This is a genomic window from Streptomyces sp. WG5 (genome assembly GCF_049974565.1).
In the GTDB taxonomy this organism is placed as follows: Bacteria; Actinomycetota; Actinomycetes; order Streptomycetales; family Streptomycetaceae; genus Streptomyces.
Genome location: NZ_JBNGGC010000041.1, coordinates 42,912 through 68,077 on the forward strand (window position 1 = coordinate 42,912; position 25,166 = coordinate 68,077).

Here is a 25,166-nt window from a genome sequence, read left to right on the forward strand (position 1 = left end):
CGCGCAACGGCCGGGGGCGGGCCGACTCGGCGTCGGCAAAGGCACGGGTGGCGCGGGCGTAGCGTAGGTGGTATGACGACGTACGGATCCTTCCCCGGCACCCGGCCCCGTCGGCTGCGGACCACCCCCGTGATGCGTCGGATGGTCGCCGAGACCCGGCTCCACCCCGCCGACCTCATCCTCCCCGCGTTCGTGCGCGAGGGCGTGGACGAGCCGGTGCCGATCACGGCGATGCCCGGGGTCGTGCAGCACTCCCGGGACACGCTGAAGAAGGCCGCCGCGGAGGCGGTCGAGGCCGGTATCTCCGGGATCATGCTGTTCGGCGTCCCGGAGGAGGAGAAGAAGGACGCGCTCGGGACGGCCGGTACCGACCCGGACGGGATCCTCCAGGTCGCCCTGCGCGACGTGCGGGCCGAGGTCGGGGACGACCTGCTCGTCATGTCCGACCTGTGCCTCGACGAGTTCACGGACCACGGGCACTGCGGTGTGCTCGACGCCGAGGGGCGCGTGGACAACGACGCCACCCTCGAGCGGTACGCCGAGATGGCGCAGGTGCAGGCCGACGCGGGCGCCCACGTGGTCGGCCCCAGCGGGATGATGGACGGGCAGATCGGCGTCATCCGCGACGCCCTGGACCAGATCGGGCGGGAGGACGTCGCCGTCCTCGCCTATACGGCCAAGTACGCCTCCGCCTTCTACGGGCCCTTCCGGGAGGCCGTCGGGTCCTCGCTGAAGGGGGACCGGAAGACCTACCAGCAGGACGCCGCCAACGTGCGGGAGTCCATGCGGGAGCTGGCCCTGGACCTGGCGGAGGGTGCCGACATGGTGATGGTCAAGCCGGCCGGTCCCTACCTCGACATCCTGGCCAAGGTCGCCGAGGCCGTGGACGTGCCCGTCGCCGCCTACCAGATCTCCGGCGAGTACTCGATGATCGAGGCCGCCGCCGAGAAGGGGTGGATCGATCGCGACCGGGCCGTCCTGGAGGCGCTCACCGGTATCAAGCGGGCCGGCGCGCGCAACATCCTGACCTACTGGGCGACCGAGGTCGCTCGCACGCTGCGCTGAGCATCCTGGGCCGGCCCTTCGTGCAGCGGGTGCGTGGATCCCTTCAGTAGGTGAGGGCGTGGTCGATGCCGGTCTGCCAGTAGGTCACCGCCAGCTTGCTGTCGACGTGCACGCCGGCGGGCAGGGCGACCTTGGCGATGGAGTCGTCGTCGAAGGGGATGCTGAGGGTGCCCACGCTGATGGGCTCACCGCCGCTGCCGTCGGCCATCGTCAGCCGCACCCCGGCGTAGGCGGTCTCACCGGGACCGACCCCGGCCACCGCATGCGGCTGGGACTCCTCGATGACCGGCGGCACGGACTGGGCCTCACCGAAGCGGGCCACCGGGTACGGCGGCAGCATGCACGTCTTCGAGCCGGTGCCGGTGGCGGTCAGCAGCAGGTGGTTGATCGGGCGGGACACCTTCGTCGCGGTGATCTTCACGTCGGACGCGGAGCACTTGCCCGGCATCTCCGCGTCGTCCTGGCCACCGGTGTTCGAGCCGGCGTTCGAGCCGGAGCCCGACGAGCCGGAGCCCGACGAGCCGCCACCCGACTTGTCCGATCCGGTGGAGCCGGTGGAACCGGTGGAGCCGTTCGCGCCGTCGGTTCCCTTGTCGCCGTTCGAGTCGTTCGCGCCGGTGGACGGCTTGGCCTGTTCGCCCGCCGGGGCGGAGGAGGCCGGGGCGGAGGAGGCCGCGGCGCCCGTGTCCGTTCCCTCGTCGCCCTCGCAGGCCGTCAGAGCGAGCGCGGCCAGTGCGACCGTGGTGGCGGCGAACAGGCGGGTGCGGGTGGTGCGTACGGACATGAGGTAAGCCCCTTCGGGTGGAGTTGAGGTCAGCCGCTCGGCGGTTCGCCGGGGGCGGCTGCTTGGATGACCACAGCTTGGGTCCAGAGCCGTCCCAGTCGCCAGGGGCGCCTGGACATGCGGGATACTGGGACACTGGGAACGGCTCTGACCTGCGGGAACGGTGTCCCGCTGGGATGCTGTACGGGGATACGGGAAGAGGGAGAAACGGTGGCGGGGGACGACTTCGCGGGACTGCTGCGGGAGCTGAAGGAGCGATCCGGACTCAGCTACGGGACGCTGGGCAAGCGATTGCACATGAGTGCGTCCACACTCCACCGGTACGTCAGCGGGGAGGTCGTACCCGTCGAGTTCGCGCCCGTCGAACGCCTCGCCCGGGCCTGCCGGGCGACCCCCGAGGAGCTGCTCGAACTCCACCGCCACTGGATCCGGGCCGACGCTCTGCGCGGGGTGAAGAAGCCTGAGGAGGCGCGGGAGGCTCAGGAGACGGCGGAGACGGCGGAGACGGAGAAGGGCGGGACGGAGAAGGGCGGGACGGAAAAGGGAGAGATGGCGGAAGCCGTCGTGCCCGAGGCCGCCGAGGCCGCCGAGGCCGCCGAGGTGCCCGGGGCGCCCGCGGTGCCCGAGGCCTCCGCCGCGGAGAAGGACGCACCGCCCACACCTGACGCACCGCCCACACCTGACGCACCGCCCACACCTGACGTGACGTCCCCATCCGACGTGGCGTCCGCATCTGACGTGGCGTCCGCGTCCGACGTGGCGTCCGCACCCGACGTACCGCTCGCGCCCGAAGCGCCCTCCGCCCCCGTCGGACGACGTCGCCGGGTACCGCGCGCCGCCCTCTACGCCGCCACCGGCGTCGCCGCCGTCGCTCTCGCCGTCAGCCTCCTGCCCGGCGTGGGCGACGGAGGGGAGAAGCACGGTTCGGCCGGAGCCGCCGCCGGAACCTCCGTGTCGGTGACCGGGAGCGGCACCCGGTCGGCGTCTGCGTCTGCCGGCGCGAGTGCCTCTCCGTCCCCGTCATCCGCGTCCCCGTCCGCGTCCGCGTCCGCGTCGTCCGTCCCCTCCCCGTCCGCGACGCGCCGGAGCACCGCCGCGCCGAGTGGCCGGGCCCCGGGCAACAGCGGCCCCCCGCTCACCTTGTCGACCACCCCGTACTTCTGGGACGTTCCCTGCGAGCAGTCCTTCCTGGTGGACCGCAGCCCGCAGAACGTGCTGGACCCGCCCACCCAGCCGGACGTGGTCGGCTGGGTCACCGCCTTCGGCGCGGTCGCCGCCGACCGGCAGATGACCGTGTTCACCGTGCAGGGCACCGGTCCGGAGACCGTGGTGCTGGAGAACCTGCACGTCCGTGTGGTGGACAGCAAGGAGCCGCTGGACTGGAACGAGTACGCGATGGGCGTCGGCTGCGGCGGTGACGCGAGCACCAAGTCCTTCGACGTCGCCCTCGACCTGGGCAACCCCCTGGCGATGCCGATCGCCGGACAGAAGCCCTTCCCGTACACGGTCACCGAGTCCGACCCCGAGCTCTTCTACGTCAACGCGCACACCAGCGACCACGACGTCACCTGGTACCTGGAACTGGAGTGGTCCAGCGGCGGCCGCAAGGGCATCATGCGGGTCGACGACCACGGCAAGCCGTTCCGCACCAGCGCCTCCAAGGGCAGCTCCTACTACGGTCAGATGCTGGGCGCCGAAGGCGTCTGGGAGTACTTCCCGGGCGAGTGAGCCGAGGCGGGGGCGGTGGGCCGGGCGGGCGGCCGGGCGCCGCCGAGTGGGGCCGAGTGGGGCCGGAGGACAGGTTGTTGCCCATACAGCCCCTGCCCCGCGGACCGCGACGCGGCCGCCGCCCGGCTCGCCGCCGGTCCGCGCGGCTGCCGCCCGGACCACGCGGCACCGGGTGCCCGAGCAGCCCGAGACGTCCTGTCCGGCGGGCCGCGACGCCATCGAAAGGGTCCGCTGCAAGGGCATCAACGACGTCCCGGACGGCCGACATCCACGTGTACGGCGGGCTGGACGTCAAGGTCTGACGGCCCGCCATCCGCACGGTGTCCGGATCGCGGAAAGTCTCTTGTAGACGGCACGTACTTCCCTAGGGTGCGGGCATGACCGTGACTGAGAACGTGGCCGCCCCGCCCACCCCGCCGGCCCCCTCCGCCCCGCCGGCCCCGCTGCCGCCGCTCGCCGCGCGGGCCCGGTCGATCGGCGGGTCGCCCGTACGGGACATCCTGGCCGTCACCGCCCGCCCCGAGGTGATCAACTTCGCGGGCGGGCTGCCGGCCCCGGAGCTGTTCGACGCGGAGGGCATCGCCGCCGCGTACCGGGACGTCCTCGCCGAGGCGCCCGCGCGGGCGCTCCAGTACTCCACCACCGAGGGCGAGCCCACCCTGCGGGCCGCGCTCGCCGCCCGCACCACGGCGCGCGGACTGGAGACCGGCCCGGACGACGTCCTCGTCACCACCGGCTCCCAGCAGGCCCTGTCGCTCCTCGCCACCGCCCTGCTCGAACCCGGCGACACCGTCCTCGTCGAGAGCCCCTGCTACCTGGCCGCGCTCCAGGCCTTCGGTCTCGCGGGCGCCCGTGTCGTCGCCGTGCCCGGTGACGAGGACGGGATGGACCCCGAGGCACTGGAGGAGCTGGTGGTGCGCGAGCGTCCCAAGCTGCTCTACACCGTTCCCACCTTCCAGAACCCGACCGGCCGGACCCTGCCCGCCGCCCGCCGGGCCGCCGTCGCCGAGGTCGCCGGCCGGCGCGGGCTGTGGATCGTCGAGGACGACCCGTACGGCGAGCTGCGCTTCGAGGGCGAGCGGGTGCCGTGGATCGCGTCGTACGACGGCGCCCGGGACCGGACCGTGCTGCTGGGCTCCTTCTCCAAGGTCATGGCACCCGGCCTGCGCCTGGGCTGGCTGCGGGCGCCCGCGGAACTGCGCCGGGCCTGCGCGGTCGCCAAGCAGGCCGCCGACCTGCACACCCCGACCGTCAACCAGCTCGCCGCCGCCCGCTACCTCGCCGACCGCGACCTGGACGCCCACGTCGCGCGCGTCGCCGCGGCCTACGGCGCACGCCGGGACGCCATGCTCGCGGGCCTGGCGGACGCGCTGCCGGCGGGGTCGGTGTGGACGCGTCCCGAGGGCGGCATGTTCCTGTGGGCGCGCCTGCCGGAGCGCTACGACACCACCGCCCTGCTCCCCGGGGTGGTCCGGCACGACGTGGCGTACGTCCCCGGCGCCCCCTTCCACGCCGGGGAGCCCGACCGCGCCACGCTGCGGCTGTGCTTCGTCACGCAGACACCGGACGAGATCGCGGAGGGGCTGCGGCGGCTCGGGGGAGCGCTGCGGGAGGCGTAGGCCCCGTCCCGGGACCAAAGACCGATGCAGGGGCGCCGCACCCGCTCGTACGGTGGGGCCATGTCTGCCAGCACACGGATGACGACGCCCTTCGACCTCGACGCGTACCTCGGCCGGATCGGCTGGGCGGGTGAGCGGCGGCCCGACGCGCACACCCTGCGGGGCGTGCACCTCGCCCACCTGAGGGCCGTCCCGTTCGAGAACCTCGACGCGCTCGGCGGTACGGCCCCCTCCCTCGACCTCGCCGACCTGATGGCCAAACTGGTCCACGGCCGGCGGCGCGGCGGTTACTGCTACGAGCACAACACGCTGTTCGCGGCGGCCCTGGAGGCGCTGGGTTTCCGGGTGACCCGGCTGGCCGCGCGCGTCGTCCTCGGCGCGGACCGCTTCGAGGACCGCCCGCGCACCCACATGGCCCTCCTGGTGGAGATCCCCGGCGACCCGCGGCCGTACCTGGCCGACGTCGGTTTCGGAGCCATCGGCTCCCTGCTGGAGCCGGTGCCGCTGACGGCGGACACGGAGTTCCATGACGCCGGACGCCGCCACCGGCTGGTGCACGTGCCGCACCCCGGGCCGCTGGAGATGTGGGTGCTGGAGGCGTACGAGGGCCGCGGAGGGCCTTCGCAGGGCGGCTGGGTGGCGCAGTACGCCTTCACCCTGGAGCCGTTCGAGCAGTCCGACTACGAGGTCATCAACTGGCACATCGCCACCAACCCGCGCTCTCCGTTCTCCCGGCGCCCGTACGTCCAGTTCCTCACGCCGGACGGACACGCGCTGCTCGACGGCGACCGGCTCACCGAGACCCGCGCCGACGGCACGGTGACCGAGCGGAAGCTGACGGACGAGGCCCGGGTCCGGCGCCTGCTCGCGGAGGACTTCGGCATCGACGTCCCCGAGGGCCTGGTGCTGCCGGGCTGAGCGCGGCAGGGGCGCGCGGACCGCTGCCCCGTCGCCGCAGACGGCACGCGGCCCGTCCTCCCCCGGGGGAGGACGGGCCGCGTGCCGCGTGCCGTGCGCCTGGCGCGCCGGCGTCAGAGCCGCTCGGGCGTCCTGATGCCCAGCAGGGCCATGCCCTGGTGCAGCGTGCGGCCCGTGAGGTCGCACAGGAACAGGCGGTTCTCCACCTGCTGGGGCGTCTCGGCCTTCAGCACCGGGCACTTGTCGTAGAACGACGTGTACAGGGACGCCAGCTGGTACAGGTACGCGGTCAGCTTGTGCGGGGCGTACTCCGCGGCCGCGTCGAAGACCGTGTCCCCGAACGCGTCCAGGTGCAGGCCCAGCGCGCGCTCCGCCTCGTGCAGCTCCAGCTCCGGGTGAGCCGCGGGGCGGACCTCGCCGGCCTTGCGGAGGATGGACCGGATACGGGCGTAGGCGTACTGGAGGTACACGCTGGTGTCGCCGTTGAGCGAGACCATCTGGTCCAGGTCGAACTTGTAGTCGCGGCTCGGCGACGTCGACAGGTCCGCGTACTTCACGGCGCCGATGCCGACCTGCGCGGCCCGGTCCTGGATCTCGTCCTCGGTGAGGTCCTGCGCCTTCTCCCGTACGACCTCCGCGGCCCGCTGCACCGCCTCGTCCAGCAGGTCCTCCAGCCGCACGGTCTCGCCCGCACGCGTCTTGAAGGGCTTGCCGTCCGCGCCGAGCACCGTGCCGTAGCCCATGTTGTGCGCGGTGACGTCGTCGCCGAGCCAGCCGGCCCGGCGGGCCGTCTCGAAGACCATCTTGAAGTGGAGCGACTGGCGTACGTCGACGACGTACAGCAGGGTGCTCGCGTGCAGGTCGAGGACGCGGCCCCGGATCGCGGTCAGGTCGGACGCCGCGTAGCCGAAGCCGCCGTCGGCCTTCTGCACGATCAGCGGGACCGGCTGGTCGTCCTTGCCGCGGATCTCGTCGAAGAACACCACGAGCGCGCCCTCGGAGCGCACCGCGACGCCCATCTCCTCCAGGAGGCGGGCGGTCTCGGGCATGCCCTCGTTGTACGCGGACTCGCCGACGATCTCCTCGTCGCGGATCTCCATGTCGAGCTTCTCGAAGACGGAGTAGAAGTAGACCTTCGACTCGTCCACGAACCGCTGCCACAGTTCGAGCGTCTCCTTGTCACCGGACTGGAGGGCGACGACCCGCTTGCGGGCCCGCTCCTTGAACTCCTCGTCCGCGTCGAAGACCGCGCGCGACGCCTTGTACACCCGGTTCAGGTTGCTCATGGCCTGCTCGCCGTCGACGTCGGCCGCGGGGGCCAGCTCGCCGGGGTGCTCCAGCAGGTACTGGATGAGCATGCCGAACTGGGTGCCCCAGTCGCCGATGTGGTGGCGGCCGATCGTCTTCTCGCCGGTGAAGTCGATCATGGAGCGCAGGGCGTCGCCGATCACCGCGGAACGCAGGTGGCCGACGTGCATCTCCTTCGCCACGTTCGGCTGGGCGTAGTCGATGACCGTGACGCCCGGGTTCTCCTTCAGCGGCACGCCGAGGCGCTCGCCGTCCGCGTGCCGCGCGGCGAGGTTCTCGGTGATGGCCCGGTCGCCGATCGTGATGTTCAGGAAGCCGGGCCCGGAGACCTCGACGTCCTTGACCAGGTCGCCGGTGGTGATGTGCGCGACGACCTCGGCCGCCAGCTCGCGCGGGTTCGCCTTGGCCTTCTTGGCCAGGGCGAGGATGCCGTTGGCCTGGTAGTCCGCCCGGTCGCTTCGGCGCAGCAGCGGGTCCGCGCCGGCGGCCTCCGGCCGGGTGGCCGTGAGGGCGGACGCGAGGTGCTGCTGGACGGAGTCGCTGAGGGACGTGACCGAGGCCATGGAGTGGTTCGCCGTTCTGCTCGGGGTTCCGGGAGTGAGGCTGTGACTAGCTACGGAAACCGAGTATCCCACGCGGTGAAAAGCGGTTTTCGCGGATGCGGGCCGGGCTGGGAGAATGGAGCGGTCAGCCGTGCGACCGTACGGGCTGCCTCAGGAGTAGTTCCAGAGAAGTTCCAGGAAAGAGGACGTGCCGATCGTGGCTCAGAGCACAGAGACCACCGACTGGGTCTCCCGTTTCGCGGACGAGGTCATCGCCGAGTCGGAGCGCCGTGCCCCGGGCAAACCGGTCGTCGTCGCCTCCGGGCTCTCCCCGTCCGGCCCCATCCACCTGGGCAACCTGCGCGAGGTCATGACCCCGCACCTGGTCGCCGACGAGGTGCGCCGCCGGGGCCACGAGGTCCGGCACCTGATCTCCTGGGACGACTACGACCGCTACCGCAAGGTGCCGGCCGGTATCGCCGGGGTGGACGAGACGTGGGCCGAGCACATCGGCAAGCCGCTCACCTCGGTCCCGGCCCCGAAGGGCTCCTCGTACCCGAACTGGGCCGAGCACTTCAAGGCCGCCATGGTCGCCTCGCTCGCCGACATGGGCGTGGAGTTCGACGGGATCAGCCAGACCGAGCAGTACACCTCCGGTGTCTACCGCGAGCAGGTCCTGCACGCCATGAGGCACCGGCGGGACATCGACGCGATCCTCGCCCAGTACCGCACGAAGAAGGCTCCCGCGAAGAAGTCGCAGAAGCCGGTCGACGAGGCCGAGCTGGAGGCCGCCGAGGGCTCCGGCGCCGCGGCCGAGGACGACGGCTCGGGCTCGGCCGCCGGGTACTTCCCGTACAAGCCGTACTGCGGCAACTGCGAGAAGGACCTGACCACGGTCACCGCCTACGACGACGACTCGACCGAGCTCACCTACGCCTGCACCGAGTGCGGCTTCTCCGAGACGGTCCGCCTCAGCGAGTTCAACCGCGGCAAGCTGGTCTGGAAGGTCGACTGGCCGATGCGCTGGGCGTACGAGGGGGTCGTCTTCGAGCCCAGCGGCGTGGACCACTCCTCTCCCGGGTCGTCGTTCCAGGTCGGCGGGCAGATCGTCGGCATCTTCGGCGGCAAGCAGCCGATCGGGCCGATGTACGCCTTCGTCGGCATCAGCGGCATGGCGAAGATGTCCTCCTCCAAGGGCGGGGTGCCCACCCCGGCCGACGCGCTGCAGATCATGGAACCGCAGCTGCTGCGCTGGCTGTACGCCCGCCGCCGGCCCAACCAGTCCTTCAAGATCGCCTTCGACCAGGAGATCCAGCGGCTGTACGACGAGTGGGACCGCCTCGACGCCAAGGTCGCCGACGGCAGCGCGCTGCCCGCCGACGCCGCCGCCCACGCCCGCGCCGTGCGCACGGCCGCCGGCGAGCTGCCGCGGACGCCCAGGCCGCTGCCGTACCGGACCCTCGCCTCCGTGGCCGACATCACCGCCGGACACGAGGACCAGGCGCTGCGCATCCTCAGCGAGCTCGACCCGGCGAACCCGCTGACGGCGCTGGACGAGGCCCGGCCGCGCTACGACAAGGCAGAGGCGTGGATCAACACCCACGTCCCCGCCGACCAGCGCACCATCGTCCGCGACGAGCCCGACGCCGAGCTGCTGAAGTCCCTGGACGAGCAGGGCCGGCAGTCCCTGCGGCTGCTCCTCGACGGGCTCGCCGACCACTGGTCGCTCGACGGTCTGACCCACCACGTCTACGGCGTGCCCAAGGTCCAGGCCGGCTTCCCCGCCGACGCCACGGCCAAGGAACTGCCGCCGGAGATCAAGACCGCCCAGCGGTCGTTCTTCGCGCTGCTCTACCACCTGCTCGTCGGCCGCGACACCGGCCCGCGCCTGCCCACGCTGCTGCTCGCGGTCGGGCAGGAGCGGGTACGGCACCTGCTCGGCGAGTAGACCGCGTCACACGGCAGGGGCGCCCGGTGTCCGCCGGGCGCCCACGTCGGCGTGGGACGGGTGAGCACATCCCCTTCGGCCGGGCCCGCGCGTACGCGGGTCAGCGCGAAGCCGGCGAACAGGACGCCGACCACGCAGACGGCGAGGAAGGCCTGGTGCCTGCGCGGGACCTTGAGGACCCGTCGTGATCACCGCCGGTCAGGCGATGTGCTCCTCCTCCAGCTCCGCGCTGTGCCGGTTGGTGAAGCGGCTCACCAGCCGCTTGGCCTCGGGGTCGGTGAGCGGCGTGCCGAACGTCGCCTCCACGTTGTCGCCGAACTGGCGGGGCGTCGGGTAGCTGCCGTTGATCGACTGCTTGAAGACCTGGTAGTAGGCGTCCTCGTCCGGGTCCTGGGACCGGGGTTCCGGATGGGCTTGCGGATGGGCTTCCGGACGGGCTTCCGGATGGCCGCCCTCCCCCAGCTCGCGGGTGCGGCCCGGGACGACCGGTATCGGGAAGTTGCCGGTCTCCTCCGGCGACGGTTCCTGGAGCGGGGGCTCCTCCTCGTACTGGTCCCGGTACTGGTCGGCCTGCCGCTGCTCCTCGTACCAGTCGGCGTACTGCTCGGCCGGGTCGTAGGCGGGGTCGTAGCCGCCCTGGTAGTCGATCTGGCGGGGAGTGTTGAACCAGGGGCTCTGCTCGGGCCCGGCCTCCTCGCCCGCCGCCTCGTCCGCCTCCGGTGGCCGCCGGTCCGCGTCGGGCGCCTTGCCCAGTTCCGGACGCTGCCTCGCCGCGGGCGCCGCCTGCGGAGCGATGCCCTGCGGCCCCGTCTCCTGCGGTCCGGTGTCCTGAGGGCCGGACGCCTCCGGCCGCGGGGCCGGCGGCAGCAGGGCCGGCTCGATGCCCGCCGCCGCCAGGCCCGCCGGGGCGGTCTGCGCCAGGGGGACGCCGTAGCGGGCCAGGCGCAGCGGCATCAGGGACTCGACGGGGGCCTTGCGGCGCCAGCCGCGGCCGAAGCGGGAACGCAGCCGGGCCTGGTACACCAGGCGCTCCTGCTCCAGCTTGATGACCTGCTCGTAGGAGCGCAGCTCCCACAGTTTCATCCGGCGCCACAGCAGGAAGGTCGGCCCGGGCGAGAGCAGCCAGCGGGTGAGGCGGACGCCCTCCATGTGCTTGTCGGCGGTGATGTCGGCGATCCGGCCGATCGCGTGCCGGGCGGCCTCGACGGAGACCACGAACAGGATCGGGATCACCCCGTGCATGCCCACGCCCAGCGGGTCGGGCCACGCCGCGGCGCCGTTGAACGCGATCGTCGCCGCCGTCAGCAGCCAGGCCGTCTGCCGCAGCAGCGGGAAGGGGATGCGGATCCACGTCAGCAGCAGGTCCAGGGACAGCAGCACGCAGATGCCCGCGTCGATGCCGATCGGGAAGACGTAGCTGAAGTTCCCGAAGCCCTTCTGCAGGGCCAGTTCCCGCACCGCCGCGTAGGAACCCGCGAAACCGATCCCGGCGATGATGACGGCACCGAAGACGACCATGCCGATCAGAACGCGATGCGTCCGTGTCAGCTCCAGTGGCGCGGCCACCCGTACTCCCCTCCCAGTGCCTGTTGTTGCGCGCAACAGAGTGGCACATGTGTGCGGGGGACGGGTGGCCGGTGGGCCGGTACGGCCCGTCAGCCCGTCTTCGACAACGCCTTGGAGCGCGACTTCCCGCCCGAATCCGAGTCGGAGTCGGTGTCCGAGCCGGAGCCCGAGCCCGAGCCGGCGCCCGAGCCGGACGGCGCCGACGCGCCGCTCGACGTGCCGCCGCCGTTGGCCTTCGTCACCGCGTCCACGGCCTCCTTGGCCGCCTTCTGGGCGTCCTTGGTCAGGTCGTCGGCGTCCGGCGTCTTGTCGCCGGCCAGGCCCGCGCCGTTGAAGTCGACGGTGACGACGACGTTCTCGACGCGTGCGACGACCGTCTGCTGCTTGAAGGTGCCTTCCTCCTTCTTCAGGTCGTAGCGCACGACCGCGGCCTCGTCGCCGGTGCCGCTCACCGGCGTGGTCCGCAGGCTCTTCGCGCCCTGCGCGGACTGGGCGTCCTTCAGCTGCTTCGCGTAGTAGTCGCGCGCCAGCTTGTCGCCCTCGCCGCGCGTCACGTCCGACTCGAAGCGCAGCATCGACACGCTCAGCCAGCGGAACTGAGAGCCCTTCACGCCGTTGTCGTCCAGGCTGTCCCAGGAGCAACCGGCGCGTGTCGCGGTGTCGTTGGTCGCGCCCTCCTTGCCGGACTTGGCCTTCGGCACCAGGTCGTCCAGCGTCTTCTTCGACAGCACCGAACACGGCTCCGGAAGTTTCCCGTACGCCGCGGGCCGCACCGTGGGGGACGGGCTCGCCGACTTCGACGGGGACGCCGTGGCCGCGGCCTTGCCCTCGCCGTCGGATCCGGAGTCCGAGGAGCAGCCGGCTGCCACCAGCATCACGGGTACGGCGGCCGCGCCGACAAGGACGCGGGTGAGTCGCTTCGCTCGCTGATCACGCTGGGCTCGTCGCTGCATGGTTCCTTCACTCATGGCACTCGTGGTTCCTGCGGTCGGAACGGGTCCGAGGGGCCACGGTACGCGTTGGGAAACCGCGCGGTCCGCTCCAGGAGCTTCGTGCGCGGACGCCGCCGGGTCCGGGCGGGGCTCAACCGCTCAGTGAATCCGCCAGCTGCGACGCCAGTTTCCGCGCCGTGTCCTGCATTTCCTCGCTGTCCGGCGCGACTCCGAGCGCCGCCGGCTGCTCCGCGTACTCGATGGTCACCATGACGTTCGACGTGCGGAACGCCACAGTCACCGTGCGCCGTTTCGCCGTCGAACCGGAGCTGCCCAGCTCGTCGTCCACGAACGCCTCGTCGCCCAGGTCGTCGAGCAGACGGGGCTGGAGGTCGGTGGGCGTGGCATCGGCGGACGGGCTCGACGAGGGGGCGCCGGACGACGCGGCGCCGGAAGCCGTGGCGGAGGGCGTGCCGGGGGACGCGGTGCCGGACGGCGAGGCGGACCCCGGCGCGGCACCGGACGCGGAACCCGCACCCGACGCCGGCTTCGACTCCGGTCCCGACTCGGGTTCGGACTGCGACTCCGCGTCCGACGCCGACTCGGATCCCGACGCCGGCCCCGACGCGGAGACGACCGGCTCGGGCAGGTCGGCCGCCTCCACCTGCTGGGCGAAGAGCTGCTCGGCCTCGCTGTCGTCGCTCACCTCGTTGTCGTAGGAGACCACCCGCTCGAAGTCGACGAAGAGGTGGTTGGTGGCGTCCGCCGACTCCACCTTCCAGCGGCAGCCGACCTTGCGGTCCGTGTCGTAGGTGAGCGTCGCCTCGCCCGCGTACGCCTTCTCCCGCTGCTCCTGGTCCGCGATCTCCTCGATGCCGGGCAGGAGCGAGTCGAGCGACTTGTCGCCGACCGCGCCGCACGGTTCCGGAAGGAAGCGGTACTTGCCGGGTTCGGCCGCCTCGGCCGCGACGCCGGGTTGTCCCGGGTTGGAATCGTCCGACGTGGCGCCGTCGTCCGAGCCGCCGGTGCAGCCGGCCAGCAACGCCGCCAGGAGGGCGGCGACGCCGGGTACGTAGGCCTTCCGCTGCACGGTGCGGCTCCTCTCGCCGGTGTGGCTGTGGGTCGGTACTCCAGTGTCCCCGCTCGTTATTCGCTTGCCGCGACGGGGCGCCCCCTGCAGACAATGTGTATCGCACGCGCTGCCGTGAACGCCGGTCGGTTGTCTCTTTGGTCGACCTTGGCGCCGGTTTTGCGCATTGGGACTTCTGTTTGTTTCCGGGGGAATGAGGACGATATGTCGTACGTGGAAATGCCGGGCGCGAAGGTGCCGATCCGGATGTGGACCGACCCGGCGACCGTGGAGGACGTGGCCCTCCAGCAGTTGCGCAACGTCGCGACCCTGCCGTGGATCAAGGGTCTGGCGGTCATGCCGGACGTGCACTACGGCAAGGGGGCGACGGTCGGGTCGGTCATCGCCATGCAGGGCGCGGTGTGCCCGGCGGCGGTGGGCGTGGACATCGGCTGCGGGATGTCGGCGGTGAGGACGTCCCTGACGGCGAACGACCTCCCGGGCGACCTGTCGCGGCTGCGCTCGAAGATCGAGCAGGCGATTCCGGTGGGCCGGGGGATGCACGACAGTCCCGTCGAGCCGGGGCGCTTCCACGGGCTGGCGACGGCCGGGTGGGACGACTTCTGGGGGCGGTTCGACGGAGTGGCGGAGGCGGTCAAGTTCCGTCATGAGCGGGCCGGAAAGCAGATGGGAACGCTCGGAAGCGGCAACCACTTCATTGAAATCTGCACGGATACGGCCGGTTCTGTCTGGCTGATGTTGCACTCCGGTTCCCGCAACATCGGCAAGGAACTCGCCGAACACCACATCGGCATCGCCCAGAAGCTCCCGCACAACCAGGGCCTGGTCGACCGCGACCTCGCGGTGTTCGTCGCGGACACCCCGCAGATGGCGGCGTACCGCAACGACTTGTTCTGGGCGCAGGAGTACGCGAAGTACAACCGCACCCTGATGATGGCGCTCCTGAAGGACGTGGTCCGCAAGGAGTTCAAGAAGGCGAAGCCGGCCTTCGAGCCGGAGATCAGCGCGCATCACAACTACGTGGCCGAAGAGCGCTACGACGGGATGGACCTGCTCGTCACCCGTAAGGGCGCGATCCGGGCCGGTTCCGGCGAGTACGGGATCATCCCCGGCTCCATGGGTACGGGCTCGTACATCGTGAAGGGCCTCGGGAACGCCATGTCCTTCAACTCCGCCTCTCACGGCGCCGGCCGGCGCATGAGCCGGAACGCGGCCAAGCGGCGCTTCTCCACGAAGGACCTGGAGGAGCAGACGCGGGGCGTGGAGTGCCGCAAGGACTCGGGCGTCGTGGACGAGATCCCGGGCGCCTACAAGCCCATCGACCAGGTCATCGACCAGCAGCGCGACCTCGTGGAGGTCGTGGCGAAGCTGAAGCAGGTCGTCTGCGTGAAGGGCTGACCTCCGGGGCGGCGCCCGGCGTCAGCCCTCCCGGTGCGACTCGGCGTCGGCCCTCCCGGTGCGCCTTCGGCGTCAGAGCTCCCGGTGCACCTTCGTGTTCGACGCCTGGGCGCGGGGGCGGACGACCAGGAGGTCGATGTTGACGTGGGCGGGGCGGGTGACCGCCCACGTGATGGTGTCGGCGACGTCGTCGGCGGTCAGGGGCTCGGCGACGCCCTGGTAGACCTTGGCCGCCTTGTCCCGGTCGCCGCCGAAGCGGGTCAGGGCGAACTCGTCGGTCTTCACCATGCCGGGCGCGATCTCGATGACGCGGACCGGACGGCCGACGATCTCCAGGCGGAGGGTCTCGGCGAGGACGTGTTCGCCGTGCTTGGCGGCGACGTAGCCCGCGCCGCCCTCGTAGGTGGAGAGGCCGGCGGTCGAGGAGACGACGACGACCGTGCCGTCGCCGCTCGCCTCCAGCCGGGGGAGCAGGGCCTGGGTGAGGTTGAGGGTGCCGATGACGTTCGTCTCGTACATGCGGCGCCAGTCGTCCGGGTCGCCGGTGGCCACCGGGTCGGCGCCGAGTGCGCCGCCCGCGTTGTTGACGAGGACGCCGATCGTCTTGAACGCGGTCGCGAACTCGTCGACCGCCGCGCGGTCGGTGACGTCCAGGGGGTACGCCGTGGCCTTGTGGCCGGCCGCCTGGATCTCCTCCGCCAGTGCCTCGATGCGGTCCTTGCGGCGGGCGGTGAGGACGACGCGGTAGCCGGCCGCGGCGAGCTGCCGGGCCGTGGCGGCGCCGATGCCGCTGCTCGCACCGGTGACGACGGCGATGCGGGAGGAGGCGGACGGGGCGGCTGCGGTGGCCATGGGCTGCTCCTAGGTCGGTGCTGTCGGTCGCCGCCCAGGGTAGGCCGCCCGGGGCGGTCAACCGCCGTTGCGGGGTGCCCACATGATCACGGCCATCCCGGCGAGGCAGACCAGGGCGCCGGTGATGTCCCAGCGGTCGGGGCGGTAGCCGTCCGCGGCCATGCCCCACAGGATCGAGCCGGCCACGAAGATCCCGCCGTACGCGGCGAGGATGCGGCCGAAGTGGGCGTCGGGCTGGAAGGTGGCGACGAAGCCGTAGGCGCCGAGGGCGAGGACGCCGCCGGTGGCCCACAGCCAGCCGCGTTGTTCGCGTACGCCCTGCCAGACCAGCCAGGCGCCGCCGATCTCGAAGACGGCGGCGACGACGAACAGGGCGGCGGAGCGGAGTACCAGCATGGCGGCAGCTTCGCACGGGCCGGAGCGGCGTCCGGAACGGTGCCCGGGACGTCGTCCGGCACGGTGTCCGGGACGTCGTCCGGCGCAGTGTCCGGCACGGTGTCCGGAACCACGTCCACGGAATAACGTCCGGGGTCCGACGGTTGGACGGTATAGTTGAATCGTCAACAAATCGGAGGTTGAGCGTCATGCAGTTCGGCATCTTCACGGTCGGCGACGTCACGCCGGACCCGACCACGGGGCGTACGCCGACCGAGCGTGAGCGCATCAAGGCCATGGTCGCCATCGCGCTGAAGGCCGAGGAGGTCGGGCTCGACGTCTTCGCGACCGGCGAGCACCACAACCCGCCCTTCGTGCCCTCGTCGCCGACCACGATGCTCGGCTACATCGCGGCGCGCACCGAGCGGCTGATCCTCTCCACCTCCACCACCCTCATCACCACCAACGACCCGGTGAAGATCGCGGAGGACTTCGCGATGCTCCAGCACCTGGCCGACGGCCGGACGGACCTGATGATGGGGCGCGGCAACACCGGCCCGGTCTACCCGTGGTTCGGCAAGGACATCCGCGAGGGCATCAACCTCGCGATCGAGAACTACGCCCTGCTGCACCGCCTGTGGCGCGAGGACGTCGTGAACTGGGAGGGGAAGTTCCGTACCCCGCTCCAGGGCTTCACGTCCACGCCGCGCCCGCTGGACGGGGTCGCGCCGTTCGTCTGGCACGGCTCGATCCGCTCCCCGGAGATCGCCGAGCAGGCCGCGTACTACGGCGACGGCTTCTTCCACAACAACATCTTCTGGCCCGCCGACCACACCAAGCGCATGGTCGAGCTGTACCGGGCCCGCTACGCCCACTACGGGCACGGCACCCCCGAGCAGGCGATCGTCGGCCTGGGCGGCCAGGTGTTCATGCGGAAGAACAGCCAGGACGCGGTGCGCGAGTTCCGCCCGTACTTCGACGTCGCCCCGGTCTACGGGCACGGGCCGTCGCTGGAGGACTTCACCGAGCAGACGCCGCTCACCGTCGGCTCCCCGCAGCAGGTGATCGAGAAGACGCTCGCCTTCCGCGACTACGCCGGTGACTACCAGCGCCAGCTGTTCCTCATGGACCACGCCGGACTGCCCCTGAAGACCGTCCTGGAGCAGCTCGACCTGCTCGGCGAGGAGGTCGTGCCGGTGCTGCGCGAGGAGTTCGCCAAGAACCGCCCGGCCGGCGTGCCGGACGCCCCGACCCACGCGTCGCTGCTGGCCGGCGCGCGCAAGGAAGGAGTACGGGCGTGAAGCTCGTCGTCGTCTCCGCGGGACTGGGCGTCCCGTCCTCCACCCGGCTGCTCGCCGACCGGCTGGCCGCCGCCACCGTCGCCGCCGGCGCCCCACCGGCGTCCGCGGAGGTCCAGGTGGTCGAGGTGCGCGATCTCGCCGTGGAGATCGCGCACACCTTCACCAACGGCTTCCCCGGGCGGAACCTGTCCGCCGCCTTCGACGCGGTGGCGGCGGCCGACGGCCTGATCGTCGTCACGCCGGTGTTCTCGGCGTCGTACAGCGGGCTGTTCAAGTCGTTCTTCGACGCGCTGAGCGTGACCGACGCGGACGCCCTCGCCGGGAAGCCGGTGCTGATCGGCGCGACCGGCGGCACGGCCCGGCACTCGCTCGTCCTGGACCACGCGCTGCGACCGCTCTTCGCCCACCTCAAGGCCGTCGTCGTACCGACCGGCGTCTACGCCGCCTCGGAGGACTGGGGAGCCGAGGGACTGGGCGGGCGGATCGAGCGGGCGGCCGGGGAGCTGGCGGCGCTGACGGCCGGGCTGTCGACGGTCGTGAAGCCGGCCGTGAAGCCGGCCGCCGACGCCGACGGGATCGTGCCGTTCGAGGAGCGGCTCGCCGCGCTGCGGCCCGCCGGGTGAGATCTCGGTAAGAACCCCGGCCGTCCGGTCGCAGGGGCCGTGGCCTTGGCAGACTGGGCGCGTGCCCCGGACTGTTCTGCTCGCCGAAGACGACCGCGCCATCCGGCACGCCCTGGAGCGCGCCCTCACCCTGGAGGGCTACCGGGTCACCGCGGTCGCGGACGGCGTCGAGGCGCTGGCGCAGGCCCACCGCGGCCGGCCGGACGTCCTCGTGCTGGACGTGATGATGCCGGGCATCGACGGCCTCCAGGTCTGCCGGGCGCTGCGCGCGGAGGGCGATTCCACGCCGATCCTGATACTGACGGCGCTGGTGGAGACCGCCGAGCGCGTCGCGGGCCTGGACGCGGGCGCCGACGACTACGTGGTGAAGCCCTTCGACGTCGAGGAGGTCTTCGCCCGGCTGCGCGCCCTGCTGCGCCGTACGGACGGCCGTGCCGCCGACCGTGCGGAGGAGGGGCAACCGGGCGGAACCGCCGGGGCACACAGCACCGCCCGGCCGGGCGGCCCGGCCCCGTCGCGGTCCGGTGCCGTTCCGGAGGAGCCGGACGACGGCCGGTACCTCGCGGCGGCGGGACTGCGCATGGACCCGCGGGCCCGCCGCGCCTGGCGGGACGGGCGTGAGCTGGAACTGACCCGCACCGAGTTCGAGCTGCTGGAACTGCTGGTCCGCAACGCGGGCGTCGTGCTCGACCACTCCACCATCTACGACCGCATCTGGGGCTACGACTTCGGGCCCGGCTCCAAGAACCTCGCCGTCTACGTCGGCTACCTGCGCCGCAAGCTCGACCGGCCGGGGGCGCCGCAGCTGGTCCAGACCGTGCGCGGGGTGGGTTACGTGCTGCGGGAGGACTGAGTGGGCCACTCCCCGCTCGGGCGCCGGCCCCGGCTGCTGTCGCTGCGGACGACGTTCGCGGTGTCGTTCGCGACGGTCACCGCCGTGGTCACGGTCGTCGTCGGGGTGCTGTCGTACAGTGCCGCGGCCCGGCTGGTCCGGGTGGACCAGGAGTCCGTCTTCGACCAGGTCGTGCAGGACCTGCGGGCCGAGGTGCGCCTGCGGCGGCTGTCGCCCGTCGACTTCTCCACGTCCGCGCCGGGCCACGACATCGTGCGCCCGGCCCGCACCGACGTGCAGGTGCTCGGGCCGGACGGTGGCATCTTCGACCCGGCCGGCCCCCGGCTGCCGGTCACCGACGCCGACCGGCGGACCGCGGGAGCGGCGACGGCGGGGCGGATGGTCGAGCACGAGGACGTCGGCGTCGGCCACGACGCCTTCCGGGTCGCGACCGTCGCCCTCGGCGGCGGCCGGGGCGCGGTGCAGGTGGCGCAGGAGTTCAGTGACACCGAGGACCTGCTGCGGACGCTGCAACGGCGGACACTGCTCCTGGTGGCGGCGGTGGTGACGGGTGCCGGACTGTTCGGCTGGTGGCTGGCCAGGCGCATCACCCGGCGTCTGGTCGTCCTCACCTCCGCCGCCGAGAACGTCGCACGCACCCGTCGGCTCGGCATCCAGGTCCCGGTCACCGGCCCCGACGAGGTGGGCCGCCTCGGTCGCGCGTTCGACCTGATGCTGGGCCGCCTCGCCCAGTCGGAGGAGGACCAGCGGCGCCTGGTCCAGGACGCGGGCCACGAGCTGCGTACGCCGCTGACCTCGCTGCGGACGAACATCTCGCTGCTGCGCCGGATCGACGAACTCCCGCCCGCCGCCCGCGAGGAACTGGTCGCCGACTTGGGGCAGGAGGCCCGCGAGCTGACCGACCTGGTCAACGAACTGGTCGAACTGGCGGCCGGCCAGTGGGCGGGCGAGCCCCCGCAGCGGGTCGACGTGGCCCGGATCGCGCACGACGTGGCGGTCCTGGCCCGGCGCCGCACCGGTCGGGAGATCGGCGTACGGGCCCGCGGGGGGACGACGACGCAGGGCCGGCCCGCCATGCTGGCCCGCGCCCTGTCCAACCTGGTCGAGAACGCCGCGAAGTTCGACCCCGAGGGCACCGGCCCCATCGAGGTCGCCGTCACCGGGCCCGCCCTGCCGGGCACGATCCGCGTCGAGGTCCTCGACCGCGGCCCCGGCATCCGTGACGCCGACCTGACCCGTGTCTTCGACCGCTTCTACCGCGCCGCCGACGCCCGCTCGCGGCCCGGCTCGGGCCTCGGCCTGTCCATCGTGCGGGAGGTGGCGGTGGCGCACGGGGGAGCGCCGTTCGCGTACCGGCGGGCCGGGGGAGGGGCGGTGATCGGGTTCACGGTCGTCGGGGCCGTGGAGGACGGGCCGCTCACCGGTGGGCCGCCGGGTGGCTGACCGGGCGGGCGCCGATCCCGTCCGCGACACGGGGGCACGGCACCGCACGGCACGGGCGGGCGCGGCAGGGCGCGGACCGATACGCCCGCCTGCTCGCGCCCCCTCCCTCCCCGCTGTGTGGATCAGCCGTTGTACGGGGCCGCCACGTCCAGGACCCAGGTCACGCCGAAGCGGTCGGTGAGCATGCCGTACAGCGGGGCCCACTGCGAGGGTTCCAGGGGCTGCACCACCGTCGATCCCTCCGCCAGCTTCTGCCAGAGGGTGCTGATCTCGTCCGTGTCGTCACCGCGCACGGAGACGAAGAAGGGGCGGCTGCCCTGGTCCCAGGGCAGGTCGGAGGGCACGTCGTAGGCCATGACGTGGAAGCCGTTGTCGCCCACCACCTCGCCCCACGTCACCCAGTCCGCTTCGTTCTCGTTCCGCGTGTTGCCGGTGTCCTTGTACGTGACGGCGGTGACGCGTCCGCCGAAGACGGACCGGTAGTGGTCCAGCGCCGCCCGGGCGTCGCCCCGGAAGTTCAGATGGGTGGTGGTCGTGACGGCCATGGCCTTCTCCCTGCTCTCGGCGGTTCTGTGCTCTCTCGCGGGCCCTGCTCTCTGGTGGACCCGGGGTTCACCGTTCCAGGGGTAGCGGACAGGTTGTGTCCTGTACCGCGCCCACAATGGTGGGCATGCAGAAGACTTCCTCGCGGTTGCTCGCACTGCTCTCACTGCTTCAGGCGCATCGCGACTGGTCCGGTGACGATCTCGCCGAGCGGCTCGACATCACCCCGCGCACCGTGCGCCGCGACATCGACCGGCTACGGGAGCTGGGCTACCCGATCCTCGCTTTCAAGGGGCCCTCCGGCGGCTACCGCCTGGACGCCGGCTCGCAACTGCCCCCGCTGCTGTTCGACGACGGCCAGGCCGTCGCCCTGGCCCTCGCCCTGCAGTCCGCGGTCACCAGCGGCACGATCGGCGAGGACGCCGCACGGGCGCTGTCCACCGTTCGCCAGGTCATGCCGCCCCGCCTGCGGCAGCGCATCGACATGGTGCGGGTCACCGCCGTTCCGTCGCCCGGGTCCGGTGACGCGGCACCGGTCGACACGGCGGTCCTCATGGAGCTGAGCCGCGTCGTCCACGCCCGCGAGGAGCTGCGCTTCGACTACGGGCACGACGCCACCGACTCCACCGGTCGGCCCCGCCGCGCCCAGCCCCATCACCTCGTCACCCGGCGCGGCCACTGGTACCTGGTCGCCTGGGACCTGGACCGTGCCGACTGGCGCACCTTCCGCGTCGACCGCGTACGCCCGCGCACTCCGACCGGCCCGCGCTTCAGCCCGCGCGAGGTCCCCGGTGGCGACGTGGCCGCGTTCGTCACCGGCCACTTCCGCGGAACCGACGGCTCCACCGCCGACTGGCCCTGCATCGGCGAGGTCGTCCTCGACCTCCCCGCGCGGGCCGTGGCCCCCTTCGCGCAGGACGCGGTCGTCGAAGAACTCGGCCCCGACCGCTGCCGCCTCACCCTCGGCTCCTGGTCGTGGACCGGCCTCGCCGCCGCGCTCTGCCGCTTCGACGCCGACGTCGAAGTCGTCGGCCCGCCCCAACTGACCAGCGCGTTCGCCGAACTGGCCGCGCGCTGCGCCAACGCGGCGGGCGCGAGCGAGTTGAATTCCACGAACATGGAATGAAGAAAATGAAGGTGTGGTCGTTGACCGCTTAAGAAAATCAAAGTACAAACAGGGATGAGCGCGGTCGTCGAGTCGAAAGCAGGGAGCCGAGGGTGGACTGGCAGGAACTGACGGACCTGACGCAAGGGCGGCCGTTCGTGGTCGAGCGGGTCCGCCTCGCCGACAGCGGCGTCGCGATCGAGGGGCAGTTCGAGCCGCCGCAGCTGGCTCAGCTCGGCATCGACGACCAGGTGTTCGTCGCCGCGTTCGTGCGGTCGCACGGTTCGATCAAGGAGATGGAGCGGATCTTCGGGGTGAGCTACCCGACGGTCAAGTCCCGGCTGAAGCGGATCGCCGAGCACCTCGACTTCGTCGACACCGACCCGGCGCCGACCGGTGCCGCCGACATCGTCGACCGCCTGCGCCGGGGGGAGATCAGCGCCCAGGAGGCGCTGGCCGAGCTGGAGAGGTCCCGGTGATCCCCCAGCTGGTGACGGTGTGCTGGCGCCGCCCGGGCAGCCGTCGGCGGTTGTACGTCCCCGTCCTGCCGGTGCTGGTGGTGCTGTCACCGCTGCTGCTGCTCGCCGTGGCGGCCGGACTGGTCGCCTGCCTCGTCACCCGGGTGAGCCCGGTGGGCGCGCTGCGCGGCGCCGGGCAGCTGCTGTGGGCGCTGCCCGGCACCCGGATCGAGATCGAGCAGGGCCGGACGGCCGTGCTGGTAAGCGTCGGATGAGTCGGAGGGATGGGGAGATCATGAACGAGCAGCGCCGCCAGGTCCTGGAGATGCTGGCCGAGGGCAGAATCACCGCGGACGAGGCCGAGCGGCTCATCGACGCCCTCGAGCGAGACCGGCCCGAGGCGCCGCCGGGAGCCGTGCCCCGCCCGAAACCCCGGGCCAAGTACCTGCGCGTGGTGGTGGACTCGGCGGACGACTCCGGCGGTGACGGGCCGAGCCGGGTCGACATCCGCGTCCCGATGCAACTGCTGCGTGCCGGGGTCCGGCTCACGAGCCTGGTCCCTCCGCAGGCGCTCGCCAAGGCCAACGCGGAACTGAACAGGTCCGGGGTGCCGATCGACCTCACCGAACTCAAGCCGCAGCAGATGGAGGACCTCGTCGACCAGCTCGACGAGGTCGCCATCGACGTCGACGACTCCGGCACCAAGGTGCGGGTCTTCTGTGAGTGACGCCGCCACGGCGGGGTGGCCGGGGTGCCGCTGAGCGCCTGCACCACCGGCCGGCCCGCTTGGTGCCATACGGCGCCACCTGGCGCCAAGCGGTGCCATTTCACGGCACCTGGGAGTGTCCCAACGTGCCGATGTCGTCGTCGTTCGTGCAGTGTTGGGGCGTTTCCGCAGGTCGGAGGGGTTTGCTCGGCGTTCCGCCGGGTTCGGTGCCGCGCATGCTTGCGTGTGGCGCCACTGTGGTGCCATGATGGCGTCATGGACCTCACCCCGTATGTCGACACTCTCCGCCGTGAACTCGCGGTGGCCGCCGAAGCCGGCGGGGAAGATGCCCGTGTGCTGGCCGAGAGGCTCACCGCTCCGCTGGAGTCGGCGACCCGGCTGACCATGCTCAACGTGCTCTCCGCCGCGATGGACGAGATCACCCGTGAACTCGCCCCCGGCTCGGTCGACGTGCGGCTGCGCGGGCTCGACCCGGACTTCGTGGTGACGCCGCCGCCCACCGACGACCGTGCCCCCGCCGAGCCGGCCGCCCCCGTGGAACCGCCCAGGGCCCCGGCCTCGGTCCCGGCCGAAGGTGACGAGGGCGGCACCGCCCGCGTCAACCTGCGCCTGCCGGCCCACCTCAAGGCGCGCGCGGAGGAGGCCGCGAGCCGCGAGGGCCTGTCGGTCAACGCGTGGCTGGTGCGTGCCGTGTCGGCCGCGGTCGACGGCGGCACCCGGCCGCAGGCGGCGGAGAAGACCCGGACGCTCGGACAGAGCTTCACGGGCTGGGTGCGCTAGCCGCGCCCGGCTCACGTGGCGCCACCTCACCAAGCGCCGGCCCACCCCGCACACCCGCTCACTCGCTCACCAGCTCACCCGCACCGCTTCACCGACACCACGTCCCCTCAGCCGGGACGTCCTGAAGACCCAAGAGGACGGGACAGCCATGCCTTCTTTCGACACTCCCGAAGCGATCTCGGCCACGGCGCGCGTGGAGGCCGGTTCCATCCAGTTCGCCGCGGGCGACCGCGTCGAAACCGTCGTCGAGGTGCGGCCCCGCGACCCCGGGAAGGACCTGGACGTGCGGACGGCCGACCAGACCGAGGTGACGTACGCGAACGGCGAACTGACCGTCAGGACGCCCAAGTCCGGCCTGTTCGGGCGCACCGGCACCGTCGACGTGACGGTCGAACTGCCCACGGGCTCGCGCGTCGACCTGACCGGTGCCTGGGCCCAGGTGCTCGGCGAGGGCCGGCTCGGCGAAGTCCACGTGAAGGTTTCGTCCGGCGACGTCCGCCTCGATGTGACCGGCCCTCTGAAGCTGACCGCGTCGCACGGCTCGATCACCGTGGACCGGGTCGAGGGCGCGGCCGAGATCACCACCAGTTCGGGCAGCCTGCGCGTCGGCCTGCTCGACGGCCCCGCCGTCCTGAAGAACTCGCACGGCACCACGACCGTCGGCGCCGCGACCGGCGAGCTGCGGGTGAGCGGCGCCAACGGCGACATCGACATCGCCCGCGCCGAGGACTCGGTCACCGCGACCACCGCCCACGGAACCCTGCGCGTGGCCGACGCGGTCCGCGGCACCGTCCAGTTGGAGACCAGTTACGGCGCCATCGAGGTCGGCGTCCGTGAGGGCACGGCCGCCTGGCTCGACGTCCACTCGGGCTCCGGTCAGGTACGCAACGCGCTCACCGCGTCCGAGACGCCGCACGAGAGCGACGACACCGTCAAGGTCCGCGCCCGCACCCGGCACGGCAACATCGACGTCCGGCGCGCCAAGGCCTGAGCCCCGTCCCGCGGATCCGCCCACTCACCACTCACCCCGATCACCTCAGCCTTCGAACGGGAGGGCTCCATGCCTTCATCTGTCATGTACACGCCCAAGAAGGGGGACGGTCAGGCGTCCCCGGCCGCCGTCGCCGCCGTCGGGCTGCGCAAGTCGTACGGCGACAAGACCGTCCTCGACGGCATCGACCTGCACATCCCGGCCGGTTCCGTGTTCG

The 25,166-nt window shown here is 72.2% G+C and carries 24 protein-coding genes and 1 pseudogene; 17 read left to right on the top strand and 8 right to left on the bottom strand.

Annotated features, from left to right (window positions below; all coding sequences use genetic code 11):
* Positions 1–72 precede the first annotated feature (72 nt).
* Positions 73–1,065 carry a porphobilinogen synthase gene (hemB, locus tag ACP4IX_RS31660; protein WP_426557941.1) on the top strand — a complete coding sequence of 331 codons (993 nt, stop codon included), beginning with the start codon at positions 73–75 and terminating at the stop codon, positions 1,063–1,065.
* A gap of 43 nt (positions 1,066–1,108) precedes the next feature.
* Here hemB and ACP4IX_RS31665 read toward each other — a convergent pair whose 3' ends face one another.
* On the bottom strand, positions 1,109–1,849 hold the full coding sequence (locus ACP4IX_RS31665; RefSeq protein ID WP_426557943.1) for a DUF4232 domain-containing protein: 741 nt from the start codon (positions 1,847–1,849) through the stop codon (positions 1,109–1,111).
* Positions 1,850–2,059: 210 nt separating this feature from the next.
* Between ACP4IX_RS31665 and ACP4IX_RS31670 the strand changes: the two genes are divergently transcribed.
* The 3 genes from ACP4IX_RS31670 to ACP4IX_RS31680 all read left to right on the top strand — a co-directional run bounded on the left by ACP4IX_RS31670 (position 2,060) and on the right by ACP4IX_RS31680 (position 6,114).
* Positions 2,060–3,577 (top strand): helix-turn-helix domain-containing protein, encoded by a 1,518-nt coding sequence (locus ACP4IX_RS31670; protein WP_426557945.1) that lies wholly within the window; start codon positions 2,060–2,062, stop codon positions 3,575–3,577.
* A 377-nt stretch (positions 3,578–3,954) separates the two neighbouring features.
* Positions 3,955–5,196, top strand: a complete 1,242-nt coding sequence (locus ACP4IX_RS31675; protein ID WP_426557947.1) for a PLP-dependent aminotransferase family protein — start codon at positions 3,955–3,957, stop codon at positions 5,194–5,196.
* A 60-nt stretch (positions 5,197–5,256) separates the two neighbouring features.
* The gene (locus tag ACP4IX_RS31680; protein ID WP_426557949.1) at positions 5,257–6,114 is read left to right on the top strand and encodes an arylamine N-acetyltransferase family protein; all 858 of its coding nucleotides are present in this window, start codon (positions 5,257–5,259) and stop codon (positions 6,112–6,114) included.
* A gap of 113 nt (positions 6,115–6,227) precedes the next feature.
* On the opposite strand, the gene argS is transcribed toward ACP4IX_RS31680, so the two are convergent.
* On the bottom strand, positions 6,228–7,985 hold the full coding sequence (argS, locus tag ACP4IX_RS31685) for an arginine--tRNA ligase (RefSeq protein WP_426524880.1): 1,758 nt from the start codon (positions 7,983–7,985) through the stop codon (positions 6,228–6,230).
* A 187-nt stretch (positions 7,986–8,172) separates the two neighbouring features.
* Here argS and lysS point away from each other — a divergent pair, with 187 nt between their 5' ends.
* Positions 8,173–9,912 carry a lysine--tRNA ligase gene (gene lysS / locus ACP4IX_RS31690; RefSeq protein ID WP_426524878.1) on the top strand — a complete coding sequence of 580 codons (1,740 nt, stop codon included), beginning with the start codon at positions 8,173–8,175 and terminating at the stop codon, positions 9,910–9,912.
* Positions 9,913–10,110: 198 nt separating this feature from the next.
* On the opposite strand, the gene ACP4IX_RS31695 is transcribed toward lysS, so the two are convergent.
* The 3 genes from ACP4IX_RS31695 to ACP4IX_RS31705 all read right to left on the bottom strand — a co-directional run bounded on the left by ACP4IX_RS31695 (position 10,111) and on the right by ACP4IX_RS31705 (position 13,500).
* Positions 10,111–11,478: a DUF2637 domain-containing protein gene (locus ACP4IX_RS31695; RefSeq protein WP_426524876.1), complete on the bottom strand. Its 1,368-nt coding sequence runs from the start codon at positions 11,476–11,478 to the stop codon at positions 10,111–10,113.
* Between the two features lie 89 nt (positions 11,479–11,567).
* Positions 11,568–12,446, bottom strand: a complete 879-nt coding sequence (locus tag ACP4IX_RS31700; protein ID WP_426557951.1) for a DUF3558 family protein — start codon at positions 12,444–12,446, stop codon at positions 11,568–11,570.
* A gap of 115 nt (positions 12,447–12,561) precedes the next feature.
* Complete coding sequence (locus ACP4IX_RS31705; RefSeq protein WP_426557953.1) at positions 12,562–13,500, bottom strand: DUF3558 domain-containing protein; 939 nt, start codon at positions 13,498–13,500, stop codon at positions 12,562–12,564.
* A 204-nt stretch (positions 13,501–13,704) separates the two neighbouring features.
* On the opposite strand from ACP4IX_RS31705, the gene ACP4IX_RS31710 reads away from it, so the two are divergent.
* On the top strand, positions 13,705–14,898 hold the full coding sequence (locus tag ACP4IX_RS31710; protein ID WP_426524870.1) for an RtcB family protein: 1,194 nt from the start codon (positions 13,705–13,707) through the stop codon (positions 14,896–14,898).
* A 72-nt stretch (positions 14,899–14,970) separates the two neighbouring features.
* Here ACP4IX_RS31710 and ACP4IX_RS31715 read toward each other — a convergent pair whose 3' ends face one another.
* Both ACP4IX_RS31715 and ACP4IX_RS31720 read right to left on the bottom strand, forming a co-directional pair.
* On the bottom strand, positions 14,971–15,750 hold the full coding sequence (locus ACP4IX_RS31715; protein ID WP_426524868.1) for an SDR family NAD(P)-dependent oxidoreductase: 780 nt from the start codon (positions 15,748–15,750) through the stop codon (positions 14,971–14,973).
* Positions 15,751–15,807: 57 nt separating this feature from the next.
* On the bottom strand, positions 15,808–16,146 hold the full coding sequence (locus tag ACP4IX_RS31720; protein ID WP_426524866.1) for a YnfA family protein: 339 nt from the start codon (positions 16,144–16,146) through the stop codon (positions 15,808–15,810).
* 188 nt (positions 16,147–16,334) lie between these two features.
* On the opposite strand from ACP4IX_RS31720, the gene ACP4IX_RS31725 reads away from it, so the two are divergent.
* The 4 genes from ACP4IX_RS31725 (at position 16,335) to ACP4IX_RS31740 (ending at position 20,345) form a co-directional block, all read left to right on the top strand.
* A complete protein-coding gene (locus ACP4IX_RS31725; RefSeq protein WP_426524864.1) occupies positions 16,335–17,426 on the top strand; it encodes an LLM class flavin-dependent oxidoreductase in 1,092 nt (363 codons plus the stop codon).
* The gene (locus ACP4IX_RS31730) at positions 17,423–18,049 is read left to right on the top strand and encodes a CE1759 family FMN reductase (RefSeq protein WP_426557954.1); all 627 of its coding nucleotides are present in this window, start codon (positions 17,423–17,425) and stop codon (positions 18,047–18,049) included. The genes ACP4IX_RS31725 and ACP4IX_RS31730 overlap by 4 nt, the downstream gene beginning before the upstream one ends.
* A gap of 61 nt (positions 18,050–18,110) precedes the next feature.
* Positions 18,111–18,902, top strand: a complete 792-nt coding sequence (locus tag ACP4IX_RS31735; protein ID WP_426557956.1) for a response regulator transcription factor — start codon at positions 18,111–18,113, stop codon at positions 18,900–18,902.
* A complete protein-coding gene (locus ACP4IX_RS31740) occupies positions 18,903–20,345 on the top strand; it encodes a HAMP domain-containing sensor histidine kinase (RefSeq protein WP_426557958.1) in 1,443 nt (480 codons plus the stop codon).
* 122 nt (positions 20,346–20,467) lie between these two features.
* On the opposite strand, the gene ACP4IX_RS31745 is transcribed toward ACP4IX_RS31740, so the two are convergent.
* Entirely contained in the window at positions 20,468–20,890 is a 423-nt protein-coding gene (locus ACP4IX_RS31745) for a VOC family protein (RefSeq protein WP_426524856.1), read from the bottom strand.
* 125 nt (positions 20,891–21,015) lie between these two features.
* On the opposite strand from ACP4IX_RS31745, the gene ACP4IX_RS31750 reads away from it, so the two are divergent.
* From ACP4IX_RS31750 to ACP4IX_RS31780, 7 genes and pseudogenes are all read left to right on the top strand, one after another.
* The gene (locus tag ACP4IX_RS31750; RefSeq protein ID WP_426557960.1) at positions 21,016–22,014 is read left to right on the top strand and encodes a helix-turn-helix transcriptional regulator; all 999 of its coding nucleotides are present in this window, start codon (positions 21,016–21,018) and stop codon (positions 22,012–22,014) included.
* Positions 22,015–22,106: 92 nt separating this feature from the next.
* Entirely contained in the window at positions 22,107–22,472 is a 366-nt protein-coding gene (locus ACP4IX_RS31755; RefSeq protein ID WP_426524852.1) for a DUF2089 domain-containing protein, read from the top strand.
* Positions 22,469–22,726: a hypothetical protein gene (locus ACP4IX_RS31760; RefSeq protein ID WP_426557962.1), complete on the top strand. Its 258-nt coding sequence runs from the start codon at positions 22,469–22,471 to the stop codon at positions 22,724–22,726. The genes ACP4IX_RS31755 and ACP4IX_RS31760 overlap by 4 nt, the downstream gene beginning before the upstream one ends.
* A 20-nt stretch (positions 22,727–22,746) precedes the next feature.
* Positions 22,747–23,178, top strand: a complete 432-nt coding sequence (locus tag ACP4IX_RS31765) for an SHOCT-like domain-containing protein (RefSeq protein WP_426524848.1) — start codon at positions 22,747–22,749, stop codon at positions 23,176–23,178.
* A gap of 255 nt (positions 23,179–23,433) precedes the next feature.
* Positions 23,434–23,958, top strand: a complete 525-nt coding sequence (locus tag ACP4IX_RS31770; protein ID WP_426557965.1) for a toxin-antitoxin system HicB family antitoxin — start codon at positions 23,434–23,436, stop codon at positions 23,956–23,958.
* Positions 23,959–24,106: 148 nt separating this feature from the next.
* Positions 24,107–24,949 (top strand): DUF4097 family beta strand repeat-containing protein, encoded by an 843-nt coding sequence (locus ACP4IX_RS31775; RefSeq protein WP_426557967.1) that lies wholly within the window; start codon positions 24,107–24,109, stop codon positions 24,947–24,949.
* A gap of 69 nt (positions 24,950–25,018) precedes the next feature.
* Positions 25,019–25,166 (top strand): annotated as a pseudogene (locus tag ACP4IX_RS31780) (ABC transporter); the annotation flags it as partial.